This window comes from Neobacillus drentensis (assembly GCF_036965645.1).
Lineage (GTDB): Bacteria > Bacillota > Bacilli > Bacillales > Cytobacillaceae > Neobacillus > Neobacillus drentensis_D.
Genome location: NZ_JBALPZ010000236.1, coordinates 1 through 15,306 on the forward strand (window position 1 = coordinate 1; position 15,306 = coordinate 15,306).

Sequence of the window (15,306 nt, forward strand, 5' to 3'; positions counted from 1 at the left end):
GTATTAACTATTAAAAATTATATCACGAGCAATTTCGAATTTTGCTCGGAAAATGTGAACATAAAATGAAACAATATGCTAATATAAAATAAACTCATTTGATTTACGAGACTACTTTAGCAATGATTTCTTTACATATCCTTAAGAACAAAAATCAATAGGTTTTTAAAAATACTTCCTTATGTACAGTACCAAAAAAATAGAATAGATTCAAGTGAACCTTACTGGAAGTGGTGGTGTTTTTTAATGAAAAACCAACGAATTTTCCCAGGGATTATCCTGATCGGATTTGGGGCTTATTTTTTACTGCAGCAAACAGGTATTACTCTTTTTCAACAATTTTACACATGGCCGACACTGCTCATTATTGTCGGTGCCGCTTTTTTAGGTCAGGGATACTCCGCACATGATTACGATGCGATTCTCCCCGGGGTTATTATGAGTGGATTTGGCCTGCATTTTCATCTTTCAGGTCATCTCGCCTTTTGGCCCACGAACACGATTGGTATGTTAATTTTAATTATTTCTGTAGGCTTCTTTCTTCGTTTCCAAAAAACAAACGCAGGCTTGTTTCAAGCCTTCCTCTTTCTCATTATAGCGGTTCTGCTCTTGTTTTATGATAGAATAGCCAGCTATTTCGGCCTGCTGCAAAATGGGATGAACCTGATTTGGAAATTTTGGCCAGCCCTTTTAATTGTTGTTGGTATCTATTTTTTACTAAAAAAGAAAAAATAACCGCCTAGTGCAGATTAACTGCCTAGGCGGTTATTTTTCTTACCTACATATAACTTTGCAAAATCGACCAGGCTTGGTCCTTACCCTCGCCTGTTTCCGAAGAAAAAACAACGATATGGTCGTTTTGATCTAGTTCTAATGTCTCGCGTGTAACTTTTAAATGTTTCTGCCATTTCCCCTTAGGGATTTTATCGGCCTTCGTCGCAATGATGATGCAAGGGATTTCGTAATGCTTTAGAAAATCGTACATCATGACATCGTCGGTTGTTGGCGGATGGCGCAAATCCACAATTAAGACGACGGCCCTAAGCTGTTCCCGCATCGTAAAGTAGGTTTCGATCATCTTCCCCCACGCGGCCCGCTCGGACTTTGAAACCTTTGCATACCCATAACCGGGTACATCGACAAAATGTAAGATTTCATTAATCAGGTAAAAATTTAATGTCTGTGTTTTACCTGGTTTAGACGAAATCCGTGCCAAGCCCTTTCGGTTCAGCATCTTATTAATAAATGAGGACTTTCCTACATTAGAGCGGCCGGCAAGTGCAAACTCCGGGATCTCTGTTTCCGGATATTGCTCCGGTTTTACCGCACTAATGACAATATCAGAACTAACTACCTTCATCGTGCGTCACCTTCTAAAAGGGCACGCTTTAATACTTCATCCACATGGGAAACAGGGATAAATTCCAAATCGGCCCGAACACTTTCAGGAATATCATCTATATCTTTGACATTATCTTTCGGAATGATAACCGTTTTTAGACCAGCACGATGGGCACTAAGTGATTTTTCCTTCAAGCCGCCAATTGGAAGGACACGGCCTCTTAAAGTGATTTCACCCGTCATCCCCACTTCACGGCGAATTGGTTTACCGGTTAATGCCGATACAAGCGCCGTTGCCATCGTGATCCCTGCCGACGGTCCATCTTTCGGAACAGCTCCCTCTGGAACATGAATATGAATATCATATTTTTCATGGAAGTCTTCCGCGATCCCAAGCTCATTTGCTTTAGAACGGATATAACTAAAAGCAGCTTGCGCGGATTCTTTCATGACATCCCCAAGCTTTCCTGTTAAAACAAGTTTTCCTTTACCTGGAGCTAAAGAAACTTCAATTTGCAGGGTATCACCGCCAACTGTCGTATAAGCCAAGCCTGTTGCTACTCCAACTTGATCCTCGGTTTCAGCCATACCATAGTGGAATCTTGGTTTACCCAGGAATTCTTCTACATTCTTCTCTGTAATGATCACCCGTTTTTTCTCTCCGGCCACGATAATCTTTGCTGTTTTTCGGCAAATCGTCGCCATTTGACGTTCGAGGCTTCGAACACCGGCTTCGCGAGTATAGTAACGAACGACTTTTAAGATCGCGTCGTCACGCATTTGGAGAACCCCTTTGGAAAGGCCATTTTCTTTAATTTGCTTTGGCAGCAAGTGATCACGGCAAATATGAACTTTTTCAATTTCCGTATAGCCCTCAATCGTAATGATCTCCATCCGGTCTAACAGTGGTCCCGGAACAGTGGACAGATTATTCGCTGTCGCAATAAACATAACCTTCGATAAATCATAAGTTTCTTCAATATAATGATCGCTGAAATTATGGTTTTGTTCAGGGTCTAATACTTCTAGCATCGCACTTGATGGGTCGCCTCTGAAATCGCTGGACATTTTATCAATTTCATCAAGTAAAAAGACGGGATTAACCGTGCCTGCTTTTTTCATACCTTGGATAATTCGGCCTGGCATCGCTCCCACATAGGTTCTGCGATGACCGCGGATTTCGGATTCGTCCCTGACACCGCCAAGCGAAACACGGACAAAATGCCGGTTAAGCGAAGTGGCAATCGAGCGCGCTAAACTGGTTTTACCAACACCAGGAGGTCCTGCCAAACAGAGGATCGGCCCTTTGATTGAATTAGTCAGTTTTTGGACGGCTAAGTATTCAAGTACACGCTCTTTCACTTTTTCAAGTCCGTAATGGTCTTCATTTAAAATCTTTTCAGCACGAAGAATATCGATATCATCATCCGTCTTTTTGGACCATGGCAGAGCAATCAGCCAATCAATATAGTTACGAATAACAGCACTTTCTGCAGAGCTGGAAGGTACCTTTTCATAACGGTCTAGTTCCTTCAAGGCGGCTTTTTGGGTATGCTCCGGCATTCCCGCCTCTTCAATTTTCTTCTTAAGCTCAGCAATCTCGCCAGTTTTTCCTTCTTTATCGCCTAATTCCTTTTGAATAGCCTTCATTTGTTCACGCAGGTAGTATTCCTTTTGTGTCCTCTCCATGGAACGCTTCACACGCTGCCCAATCTTCTTCTCAAGATTAAGGACTTCTTTCTCATTATGAATCGTATCAATCACGCGGTTTACACGCTGTTTGATATCAATCATCTCAAGAATTTCTTGTTTTTCTTTTAACTTGATTGGCAAATGAGATGCAATCAGATCGGCCATTCGTCCTGGTTCCTCAATATCAGCAACGGTTGCAAATGTTTCTGCAGACACCTTTTTCGATAATTTTATGTATTGCTCGAAATAATCAAGCATCGTTCTCATTAGAGCTTGATCTTCTACATCCTTTGTATCTGGGTCATCATACGTAACGATACTTACGGAGTAATAATCGTCTTCCTCATAAAAGGAAACAACCTCTGCTCTATTTAAACCTTCCACTAATACGCGAATCGTACCGTTTGGAAGCTTTAACATCTGCTTAACCTTGGTCAATGTACCGAGCTTGTATAAATCCTCTTCAGCCGGTTCGTCAATGGAGACATCCTTTTGAGTTGTTAAGAAAATTAAATGGTCATCTACCATTGCTTTTTCGAGTGCCTGCACCGATCTCTCACGGCCTACATCCAAATGAAGAACCATTGTCGGATAGACGAGCAATCCCCGAAGCGGCAGGAGGGGGACGATCAATTCATTCTGTTCCGCCATCATACTGCACCTCCACATGCAAAATCCTTATTTTTCTACTGCTAGCAGAATAGTCTTTGTTGTACAATTCTATCTCATTTGGTTTTTCGTGTCTATTTTTAGAGAGTGTAAGTGGTTTGTTTTTCACTATAATTATTTTCCCCAAACAAAGCGTTTTATTTCTCATAAAAAAAACTTCGGTTTGATTATACTTCCAAACCGAAGCTTTTATTCTAAATGGATTCTTTTTTTGATAATTCGATTGATGCGGGTACTGCCTCATTTTGTTGATAGCTGTTTACTAAGGCAAGATCAAATACCTGTTGAAGGTGGGTAACAGGGACAATGTTAATCCCTTTAATCTCATTCAAAATCGTTTGCATATTCTCTTCTGGTATAATAACGGTTTTAGCACCCGCTTTTAAAGCGGCCTTTACTTTCGGATACACACCGCCGATTGGCTTGACATTACCATGGATACTAATTTCTCCTGTCATGGCTACCGTGTTGTCAATTGGAATCTTATAAATCGCCGAGTAAATTCCGGTGGCCATCGCAATCCCCGCTGAAGGGCCATCGATTGGTACTCCTCCTGGGAAATTCACATGAATATCATAATCATTTGCCGGTACACCCATTGAACGTAAGACCGTAATTACGTTTTCGATAGAGCCTCGTGCCATACTCTTACGGCGAATCGATTTACCCTGTCCGCCAATACTTTCTTCTTCCACTATACCAGTAATATTAATGCTCCCTTTTTCCTTTGCAGGAATGACGGTTACTTCAATTTCTAGCAGTGCACCGGAATTAGGACCATAAACCGCTAAGCCATTAACCAGACCAATATGGGACATATCATTTATTTTTCTTTCCATCCTTGGCGTCATTTGGCTGGAATGGATGACCCATTCAATTTCTTCGTCTTTAATAAAGCTGCGGTCTTCCGTAATGGCAAGTCCTGCGGCAATTTGAATCATATTGACCGTTTCCCGGCCGTTTCTTGCATATGTAGATAAGGTGTCTACACCATTCTCGCTTATTTCCATATTCACTTTATCCGCTGCTTTTTTGGCAACCTTCACGATTTCCTCCTGATTTAAATCACGGAAGAAAACTTCCATACAGCGCGAGCGAATCGCTGGTGGAATTTCACTTGGTGTTCTCGTTGTGGCACCGATTAATCGAAAATCGGCTGGAAGGCCATTTTTAAAAATATCATGGATGTGGGTCGGAATCTGTGTATTTTCTTCATGATAATAAGCACTTTCAAGGAAAACTTTACGATCCTCTAAAACTTTTAACAGCTTGTTCATTTGAATCGGATGTAATTCGCCAATTTCGTCAATAAATAGAACTCCCCCATGGGCATTGGTGACTGCCCCCTGCTTTGGCTGTGGAATTCCTGCTTGTCCCATGGCCCCGGCACCTTGATATATCGGGTCATGCACTGAACCAATAAGCGGATCCGCGATCCCTCTTTCGTCGAATCGAGCGGTTGTCGCATCTAATTCAATAAAAACGGATTGTTGTTTAAAAGGCGATTTTTTATTCCTTTTCGCTTCCTCAAGAACGAGGCGGGCAGCTGCTGTTTTTCCAACCCCGGGCGGTCCATAAATAATCACATGCTGCGGGTTTGGCCCGCATAATGCTGCTTTTAATGATTTTATTCCATCTTCCTGGCCTACAATATCATTAAAACTTGTAGGACGAACTTTTTCAGATAATGGTTCTGTTAAGGATATCGATCTCATTTTGCGAAGCTGTTCCATCTCTTTACGGGATTCCCGATCAATGGACACTTTTTGGGTACGCTGGCTCCTCAGTAAATTCCAAAAATACAGCCCAATAATAATACCGAAAAACAGCTGTATAAATAAGGCAATCCCCGTCCAACTCATATTTTTCCCTCCTACAACTAGTACTCATCTATAGTAAGAAGTATTTCCTTTAGACTGGAGGAATAAACCAACAATGTAAAAACAAATCTTTACTGGGGAAAGGATCTATCTTTGGATTAGGTGCCTTTGGCTGATATTTTGAGTCTATTGGCTGATTTTTCATGGGGATTGGCCGATTTTTCATTGAGATTGGCTCAAATTTAATGATCTTTGGCTCATTTTAAGCCACAATTGGCTATTTTACCAATTATTGGTAAAATCACACAAAAAAGACCCAGCTTCCAAAGCCAGGTCTCCTCAATCGTTATGCAGATTTTTCTTCAACCACAACAGTTCCATCCTCTAATACTAACTTCGGAACATTGTTATCAGAAACGGTTTCTTTCGTAATAATACACTTGGTGATATCCTCACGTGAAGGAAGGTCGAACATGACATCCAACATGATTCCTTCAATAATCGAACGTAAACCACGGGCACCCGTCTTTCGCTCGATTGCCTTTTTCGCGATTTCAGTTAGAGCACCTTCTTCAAATTCAAGCTCAACATCATCGATTTCAAGCATTTTTTGATATTGCTTCACAAGTGCATTTTTTGGTTTTGTTAAGATTTCAATTAATGCTGCCTCGTCTAACTGCTCAAGGCTTGCAATAACAGGAAGACGGCCAATAAATTCTGGAATTAATCCAAAACGAAGCAAGTCTTCAGGTAATACTTTGGAAAGCAGCTCTTTTTGACCAATATCTACTTGCTTGACATCTGAACCGAAGCCAATAACCTTTTGGCCTAAACGGCGTTTGATGATTGGTTCAATTCCGTCAAATGCTCCACCGCAAATAAACAAGATGTTCGTTGTATCAATTTGGATAAATTCTTGATGAGGGTGCTTTCTTCCACCTTGAGGCGGAACGCTTGCAACGGTACCTTCAAGAATTTTTAATAGAGCTTGCTGAACGCCTTCACCGGAAACATCTCTTGTAATGGATGGATTCTCCGATTTACGGGCAATTTTATCGATTTCATCGATGTAAATGATGCCTTTTTCGGCTTTCTCCACATCGTAATCTGCTGCTTGAATTAATTTTAGTAAGATGTTTTCAACGTCTTCACCAACGTAACCAGCCTCAGTAAGTGAGGTTGCATCCGCAATCGCAAACGGTACATTTAGAATACGCGCTAATGTTTGCGCCAATAACGTCTTACCAGAACCAGTTGGTCCAATCATACAGATGTTACTCTTTGAAAGCTCAACATCATCAATTTTACTATTAGAATTGATTCGCTTATAGTGGTTATAAACTGCCACAGACAGCGATTTTTTCGCCTGATCCTGGCCAATAACGTACTCATTCAAAATCTCACAGATTTCTTTTGGTTTTGGTACGTCTTTGAATTCTACTTCTTCTTCTGTTCCAAGTTCTTCCTCTACAATCTCCGTGCAAAGCTCGATGCATTCATCACATATATAAACTCCCGGCCCTGCAACTAATTTACGAACTTGATCCTGTGTTTTACCACAGAAGGAACACTTTAACTGTCCTTTTTCATCATTAAATTTAAACAAATCTTTCACCCCTTAACACGTGTTAAAACCCTATTAAAGCTCGTGAATTACACAAACAAAGTCCGAGTTTTTCTCTCTTAAAATGGTATGTATTTTGCATTGTAACACATTTGACTATTGGACTGGAAATAAAACGCTTTACCTATTATGTTTTCTTTTCTCTCGTGTTTGTTTGTAGAATTCCTTTAAACATATGTACTCATTAATCATAACCATAATTTGAAGAAATAAATCTTAAAACGCTATGGAAATATTTATTCGCTATCGACTGCGTTTTTTCCTGCCCGTAAAAAAAAAGTTCAATCCAAGAAGAAGCGGAAACATTAAAAAGGTTTCCCTTTCCTTATTATAATATGTATTTGAAAAAATGTATAAAACAAGGCACGATAAAAATCGCGCCTTGCTCAATAATTCATTATTTCTTCTTATTTTCAACTAAGAAGTTAACTGCTTTTTGAAGTTGAAGATCTCCTTTAATACCATCAAGGCCGCCAAGAGCTTGTTTAATAGTATCAACAGGCATATTGTACATGCCAGCCATTTTCTCAAGTTCTGCGTTCACATCTTCTTCTGTTACTTCAAGGTTTTCAGCTTTAGCGATTGCTTCAAGCGTTAAGTTCATTTTCACACGCTTTCCAGCATCTTCCTTCATTTGTTCACGTAAGGCATTTTCGTCTTGACCAGAGAATTGGAAGTAAAGGTCAAGGTTCATACCTTGCATTTGTAAACGTTGTTCGAACTCTTGAAGCATGCGGTTTACTTCAGTCGTAACCATTACTTCTGGGATTTCAACTTCAGCATTTTCAGCTGCTTTTTCCACTACAGTATCACGTAGGTTGTGTTCAGCTTCATGCTTTTTGCTGTCTTCTAAACGAGTTTTGATTTTTTCTTTTAATGCATCTAAAGTTTCAACTTCATCGTCTACATCTTTAGCAAACTCGTCATCTAATTCAGGAAGTTCTTTTCCTTTAATTTCGTGAACAGTTACTTTGAATACTGCAGGTTTACCAGCAAGCTCAGCTGCATGATATTCTTCTGGGAATGTTACTTCTACATCTTTAGATTCGCCAGCTTTTACACCTACTAATTGCTCTTCAAATCCTGGGATGAAAGAACCTGAACCTAGCTCTAATGAATGATTTTCAGCTTTTCCGCCTTCGAATGCTTCGCCATCAACGAATCCTTCAAAATCAAGAACAACTGTATCACCATTTTCAGCAGGGCTGTCTTCTTTGACAACAAGCTCAGCTTGACGCTCTTGCATTGTTTTTAATTCGTTCGCAACATCTTCATCTGTTACAGTAGTATCTAATTCTTCTACTTCTAAGCCTTTGTACTCGCCTAATTTCACTTCAGGCTTCACTTGTACAGTTGCTTTGAAAACAAGTTCTTTGCCTTTTTCCATTTGTTCAATGTCGATATCAGGGCGGTCGATTGGCTCGATTCCTGTTTCGTCAATTGCATTTCCGTATGCTTCTGGAAGAAGAATATCTAAAGCATCTTGATAAAGAGCTTCTACACCGAAACGTTTTTCAAACATGCCACGAGGCATTTTTCCTTTACGGAATCCTGGAACGTTTACTTGCTTAACTACTTTTTGGAATGCCGCGTCTAGGCCTTTGTTTACCTCATCAGCGCTTACTTCAACAGTAAGGACACCACGATTTCCTTCTAACTTTTCCCATTTTGCTGTCATACCTTTTTTCCCTCCAACAAATCTATTCTCATTTCATTCGATAACGAATTTGAGTCGAGTCGAAAAATGTCTTGTCTATCAAGTCATTTTCGCAAGTTTTAAATGTAAAATATAGTTTTTTACACAATGCAACCCCTACATTATAACATAGGTTCGCCTTCTTTCAACAGCAAGTCCTAAATATTAGGATAAGAAATTTTCTCAATCTCCTCTATTTGCGCTCTAGCTTTTTCTATATCAGCAGGCACGGCTCCGTATTTCCCCGCTATTTTGCTAATTTCCGCATCCATTCCCAAATATTCTTGTGCAAGCATGTCAAAAGCTGCCGCCCAAGCTTCTGAGGAATTTGGCCCAAGTTCAAACGGATAACAAATTAAAAACGTTCTCTCTACCATACTAATAGCATTTTCATATAAACCAGGGTTATTATTCTCCAATTGATTGGCTAAGAATGACTTTACCTCGAGCATTTTAGGCTGTTCTCTAACTTCAGGGAGCTGTATTGGAATGACCTTTTTTTCGATGGCAAATTTCTCTACTACTAGTTCTCGGTCTATTTCTTGCTCTTTTAATAGATTTAAGATCAGCGTTTTTATAAAAGGATGCCCAGCCTCGAACTTTAAGTAATTGGTGATTTCATCAAGATAGGGACGGATGTTTTTATCCGCCAAATTAGCTATTTTGGTCATTTGTTCGTTGATATTATCGCTTGCGAGTAGATTTAAGACTGAAACCTCTGAGTCTGCCGCTTCCTGTTCAATCTCTTGCTGTTCACGGCCTTCTGCCATCCGGCGGCTAAATTGTAAAATGGTTAAAAAATGGTCATGTTTCTCAGGTGGGATTTCTCTTTCCTCTATGAGCGCCTCAATGGTTGTCACAATTTCCCGATATTCATGGAGTTGGATAAGGACTGTCAGATACAGGTCGACCATCTGAAAATAATCGCCCATCCCTTTTAACAGCATCTCATTGGCGAGCACCTTTGCTTTTTTAAAAGCTCCCGCTTCAAAGTAGGCAAGGACAAGTCCGATTAAAATGTTTTCATTATCCGGATTAAGCTCGCGTGCCTCTTCTAATAAGGGTATCGCTTCATGGAATTTTTTCTTTTCGAGGCTTTCCAGTCCTTTGTCTGTTAATCGTTTGTCGAGTCCGGGAAAGTAGATGATATTGTCTTTCCGTTTTACTGGTTCCCGCTTTTTCATATAATCCGTCCTTCAATCTGTATTGAAAAATAGTGTAGCATATTTTGGATATAAAAAAAACTCACCATGCTGGTGAGTTGAGTATTTGGTATGTAGTTTAAATGACGTCCCAGGAGAGATTCGAACTCCCGACCGTACGCTTAGAAGGCGTATGCTCTAAACTGCTACAAACCGCTATATTATCGCATTTTGAAACGGGCACTGATACGGTCATTTGCCGAACTTTCGACCATTTCATTATAACACGGTATATATAAGGAAGAAAAGCCGCTAATAAACAATATTACCGTAATAAAAAAAAGAGTGAACGTTAAATCCACTCAACAAAACTTGGAAGACGTAGTAAACCGCCCTTCGTTAAATTACGACATTTAACACGACACTTAACTGGCTAAATAATTGCAATATCATTCTCTTTTCTATACACCAACTTTGCATAAACCTTTTTTCGAGCAACTGACCAACTCCAAGTACACGACACCAGCATAACGTCCATCATCAAATGACAACAACAATCCGAATTCCTTTGGTTGCTTACGATAACCAACGACAAAAACAAATCTATGTGGTCTTTTAATGCTCAATTTTCTTTCATCTCCGTACTCACTATAAAATTGAATTAAGTCTTGGCTTTAAATTGTTGAATTTATATACGTAACGTCGTAAGTGGGAAGCATATAACTGGAACTAGAGTAAACAAAAAGAGCACACGTTAGTGCATTAATAAAAAACCATCAATTAAGGCAGTTGGATCTTCAAACTACTCCTTTAAATCAATAAGAAAGTGATCCTATTAAGGAATTCGCCTGATTGTTGAAAGTGCGGTTAAATTTTAAATTAATTTACCTTTATTATTAAACTTAGTTGCACACTTTTTCGTATTATGTTCTGAAGCCAGTAATTCTAAAATCATCTCCAGTAATTTCTGATGAAATCATGTCTATAAATTGATATATTGATTTTGTAATGAATTCTGACAATAACCATCCATACGATTTTTCCAAGTGTTTTTCTAATGTATTAGGATCATACCTAGACATTTCACTTAATCGATGCATTGCAGCGAAGGTTAATGGAAGTGTCCCTCTATCTATAAGGTTATTTTGTAAGTTTTTCCTTTTTATATACCAAAGTTTATTTGCACTGTATATGTATCTAAACCTTTTACGATGATTTTCATAATATCTTTTGAATTCTCTTACACTCTTCATGTCAGGGTTATTTCTAGGAGCATTCCAATAGAATTTTTTATTTAGCCTTAAGGTGTAAAAGTCTGTGTTTTCGTAATAATGGTCAATCCCAAACCCAGTAATTTTAGCAAATTCTTGATTTGTAGAATATGAGGGCTCTAGTTTTACTTCAAAGCATCGATACCTTCTCATTGACGGTTTCTGATCCGCTCACTTTCCTCTTACTCATATATTTTCCTAGTTAGCGATCGTATTTGGAAGGGATATCTAAAGACCTATAAGTCTGAAATCCATTCGTTACAGGTGCTTGTTATTATTAAAAAGGTAAGTCTGTTAACTCTTCTGGTTGAGGAGTTTTTTCCTTTACAACAAGTTTAATATTATCGGAAGGAAGCTTTATAACGACCTCATCATCTCCTGTAATTATCAAGCGACCTTCATTTTCTAGTTCTCTGTTAATCCTTAAAGCATCCTCCAACTTCTCCTCATTATGATTGTAGATTACGCCCTTAAAAACCGCTCCTGTTTTTGTATGAATATAAAACACTTTGTATCATCCCCTTCCCTTATGATTTTATTCTAACCCCTTATATATAAAGGTTCAACGTAAACATTTTATTTTTTTCGTGTATTCTCAACCTCTATAATAAACGAATACAAAATGTATATTATTATAAATACCAATAAAATTTTATTTAGAACGATTTCAAGTAAGCGAAAACTTTTAAGGGTTTTTTTATTAAATTCTTTTATCAGTAGTTTCGTTAACTTTTGAGTTCAATTCTTACTTGATAAAACTATTAAACATATCTGGATCTACTGTTTTTATACGAAAACACATTTTCCACATTCTAACATAACAGTTTCATTACTTTTAAGTTTTGGTTCGTAATTGTAGAGTCTGTATTTATCAAGGTATAGAAGGTGTCATAACTTAGGTTCAAAAAGGGGTATGAAAATACGATGAAATATGGCTATGGATGAGTTAGTACTACGTGGTAGCAAGCTGTGAATGATTACTGTCATTATTGAGAGAAAGATATTATAGACTGCACATATACTTTCATCAACCAAAAGAGATATTACATACTCAACCCGTTCTGCAGCAATAAACGTTGCAATAAACTTCACTACCGTTCAGTTGAATCCTGCTTAGAGCAGTCTTCTCAAATAATCTTACCGTGAAAATCTATGGATGTTACTAAAGCTGATAAGCTTTGGTTACATCACCGAGCCGATAGGTGAAGGTAATTACGTCATATACTTTCTCTTAAGACCTATACGCCTCTAACCCTTGATACGACTGGTTTTCTCAAGGATTTTAGCACGTTAAATTTGCTAGATTTAAAATCATCTCTTGTAATTCGTCAAGGTTCTGGATTCCACCCATAGACGTCCATCATCAGGCACATGACGTTAAAAGAAATCCCCTTCGTTTGTAATATGGTACCCCCATTAATCTATTGATCCATACTCATTCGTCTCTCTTCCGTTTACCAAACAGTTTGTCTACATAATCGAATGTTTTGTCTAGGGACCATAAAAAAAATGACCGCCATTTAGACGATCATCGTTTATTAAAGTAAAGCACCCCGATAGCTAGTATTCGAGAGAAAAATGTATTAAACTGAGGGAGTTTAAGTACATTTATTCACAAACATGTTGCTGTTGTATATCTTTAGATACAAAATATCTAATACCTAATAAATATATCGAAAAGTATTCTCAGCCTAATTAATGTATGTCTTTCTTTTTATTTCTTCCACCTCTTACTTCTGCTATATCAGCTATAGCCAAAAAGGCAGTCGTATCAATTTCGTCAACGATATTCTTAAGTTCTGCTTCTTCTAGACGTGTTATGACGCAAAAAATCACCTTTGTGTCATCTCCTGAATATGCACCTTCACCATTCATGTAGGTTACACCACGCCCCAACCTAGCAAGTATAGCATCTCCTATTTCTTTATTCTTATTGCTAAAAATCCATGCGGATTTTGATTGTTCCAAACCTAGAACAACTACATCTATTGTTTTAAACGCAATTATATAGGCAAGTATGGAGTACATTGCTCTATCCCATGTGAAAACAAATCCTGCTGCACCTAAAATAAAAAGGTTAAAAAACATTATGATTTCACCAACAGAAAAAGGTACTTTTTTATTAATTAATATCGCAAGTATTTCAGTTCCGTCCAAGGCTCCGCCATAACGAATAACTAGTCCTACCCCAACTCCCAAAATTATTCCCCCAAAAATTGTAGCTAGAAGAATGTCATCTGTAAAAGCTGGGATGGGATAAAAGAGCGATGTGAAAATAGAAAGAACAATAATACCGAAGACTGATGATATCGCAAATGTTTTTCCAATTTGCTTATAACCTAAATAAAAAAACGGTAAGTTGAGAATGAAAATAAATAATCCTAAAGGTAATCCAGAAATATGGGAAAGCATAATGGATATACCAGTTACCCCCCCGTCTATAACATTGTTCGGGACAAGGAAAATCTCTAATCCTGTCGCCATCAAAACAGCCCCGATAAAAATAGCAATAACACGTTTTAAAACATTAGTTTTTGATAATTTTTTCTGTTTGTTTCTCGATAGTTCTGTCATCCTTATCTCCTTCTAGTATGTAATGTTTCCTTTTATTTTTCCCTAATTATTATAGGGACATTAACATAAACTGGTTTTATGTATAAAAACAAAAGAACCTGTTACAAGTGGACATGATTTTATCCCTCTGGTGACAAATTATCATCGTAATGTGTATTAATATTCATCCGAGAAGTAAAATGAATAAGAAAATTGTATTTTCTGCTTGTGTCTGGGGGTATCCTGATTTTGTTAGGTTCCCTTTTTCACATGGCATTTGATTGGTTCGATAAAAGTAGTAAATAAAACGAGCAAGCTTTTCAGCCTCCCATTCAAATTAGGACATTTCGTTATTATGTGATACACTTTGTTTACCATTTGATTTACTTGTTTACATGTGCCCTACTCATTCGTGAGTGGGGCTCCTTGTTTTTAAAAGAAGAAATAAAAAAAACAGACTCTATAAAGAGCCTGCTTTAGTTTGTTCTTATTATTAAGCTTTACGCACGTTAGCCGCTTGAGCTCCACGTTGACCTTGCTCAACGTCAAAAGTAACTGCTTGACCTTCGTCTAAAGATTTGAAACCTTCGCCTTGGATAGCTGAGAAATGAACGAATACGTCTTCTCCGCCTTCACGCTCGATAAATCCGAAACCTTTTTCTGCGTTAAACCATTTTACTTTACCTTGTTCCATTTTGTTTCCTCCTGCTGTGTGCTTTACACACAATGTGTTACTATCCTTGCACTCAGTGATCATCAAGACGAAAAGTTAATCTTATACTATCCTTTACACCGAACAAAAATAATTCTTCTAAAGTTTAACATTTTTTAAAAGTATTTGCAAGAAGACGTAAACAAAACCATTTTTGCCATTCATGAATTATCACACCTAGTTTTGGATTCTTATGTTGCTCTTGCACCCGTTAGTTGAACAAGGACTCTTATTTAATTTGTTTAATGGAATACACTAATGGAATGGTAATTTTTTTTAACAAGACAATTTGCTATTTGTTTTATAACACTTGGATTGCGAAGTTTATCATCGTCTGCCTTTACTAATTCACTCAACTTCACCCAGGCACTGTCTATAATTTCATCTTCTTCAAGATTAATTGAACCCCCAATAACCTGCCCTACAAAATGAAACAAAATAACTTGGTCTTTAGAACTGCTAATAAAGTTGTAAACACCAGTTGTATATGTAAGTTCTACATCTAAACCCGTCTCTTCCTTCACTTCTCTCCTGGCTGCATAAGGAATGTCTTCTCCCATTTCAATGTGTCCACTTGGAAAATTCCATTTATTTATTACATTTGGTTTGTTTTCTTTAATCATTAAAACTTCTTCATCTTTAATTATTGAAACACTAGCAACTAAAACAATCTGTTTATCTGTCATTTTTTCTCCTTGTACATATATATTATGTTTATTCCCTACTGCCTTTTCGCTTCGATTAACCATTTTCCTTCTTCAACAAAACTCCCTCTATATAGAAAGG

12 protein-coding genes are annotated in these 15,306 nt (G+C 37.9%); 1 reads left to right on the forward strand and 11 read right to left on the reverse strand.

The genetic code is table 11. The features are described 5' to 3' along the window. The first annotated feature begins 246 nt into the window (after window positions 1-246). The gene (locus V7266_RS29400; RefSeq protein WP_335472755.1) at window positions 247-735 is read left to right on the forward strand and encodes a LiaI-LiaF-like domain-containing protein; all 489 of its coding nucleotides are present in this window, start codon (window positions 247-249) and stop codon (window positions 733-735) included. 43 nt (window positions 736-778) lie between these two features. Here V7266_RS29400 and yihA read toward each other — a convergent pair whose 3' ends face one another. From yihA to V7266_RS29455, 11 genes are all read right to left on the reverse strand, one after another. Continuing rightward, window positions 779-1,360, reverse strand: coding sequence for a ribosome biogenesis GTP-binding protein YihA/YsxC (yihA, locus tag V7266_RS29405; protein ID WP_335472756.1), 582 nt, complete (start codon window positions 1,358-1,360; stop codon window positions 779-781). Beyond that, complete coding sequence (gene lon, locus V7266_RS29410) at window positions 1,357-3,684, reverse strand: endopeptidase La (RefSeq protein WP_335472764.1); 2,328 nt, start codon at window positions 3,682-3,684, stop codon at window positions 1,357-1,359. Before lon ends, yihA begins: the two co-directional genes overlap by 4 nt. 212 nt (window positions 3,685-3,896) lie before the next feature. Next, window positions 3,897-5,564 (reverse strand): ATP-dependent protease LonB, encoded by a 1,668-nt coding sequence (gene lonB / locus V7266_RS29415; protein ID WP_335472757.1) that lies wholly within the window; start codon window positions 5,562-5,564, stop codon window positions 3,897-3,899. A 304-nt stretch (window positions 5,565-5,868) separates the two neighbouring features. Next, window positions 5,869-7,128, reverse strand: coding sequence for an ATP-dependent protease ATP-binding subunit ClpX (clpX, locus tag V7266_RS29420; protein WP_335472758.1), 1,260 nt, complete (start codon window positions 7,126-7,128; stop codon window positions 5,869-5,871). A gap of 415 nt (window positions 7,129-7,543) precedes the next feature. Beyond that, complete coding sequence (gene tig, locus V7266_RS29425; RefSeq protein ID WP_335472759.1) at window positions 7,544-8,824, reverse strand: trigger factor; 1,281 nt, start codon at window positions 8,822-8,824, stop codon at window positions 7,544-7,546. A gap of 176 nt (window positions 8,825-9,000) precedes the next feature. Further along, window positions 9,001-10,026, reverse strand: coding sequence for a tetratricopeptide repeat protein (locus tag V7266_RS29430; RefSeq protein ID WP_335472760.1), 1,026 nt, complete (start codon window positions 10,024-10,026; stop codon window positions 9,001-9,003). Window positions 10,027-10,907: 881 nt separating this feature from the next. Next, on the reverse strand, window positions 10,908-11,408 hold the full coding sequence (locus tag V7266_RS29435) for a YaaC family protein (protein ID WP_335472761.1): 501 nt from the start codon (window positions 11,406-11,408) through the stop codon (window positions 10,908-10,910). A gap of 124 nt (window positions 11,409-11,532) precedes the next feature. Beyond that, a complete protein-coding gene (locus V7266_RS29440; protein ID WP_335472762.1) occupies window positions 11,533-11,763 on the reverse strand; it encodes a hypothetical protein in 231 nt (76 codons plus the stop codon). A 1,187-nt stretch (window positions 11,764-12,950) separates the two neighbouring features. Next, entirely contained in the window at window positions 12,951-13,829 is an 879-nt protein-coding gene (locus V7266_RS29445) for a YitT family protein (protein ID WP_098529807.1), read from the reverse strand. Between the two features lie 472 nt (window positions 13,830-14,301). Continuing rightward, window positions 14,302-14,502, reverse strand: a complete 201-nt coding sequence (locus tag V7266_RS29450) for a cold-shock protein (protein ID WP_027322891.1) — start codon at window positions 14,500-14,502, stop codon at window positions 14,302-14,304. 260 nt (window positions 14,503-14,762) lie between these two features. Beyond that, window positions 14,763-15,206 (reverse strand): NUDIX hydrolase, encoded by a 444-nt coding sequence (locus V7266_RS29455; protein WP_335472763.1) that lies wholly within the window; start codon window positions 15,204-15,206, stop codon window positions 14,763-14,765. Window positions 15,207-15,306: the final 100 nt, after the last annotated feature.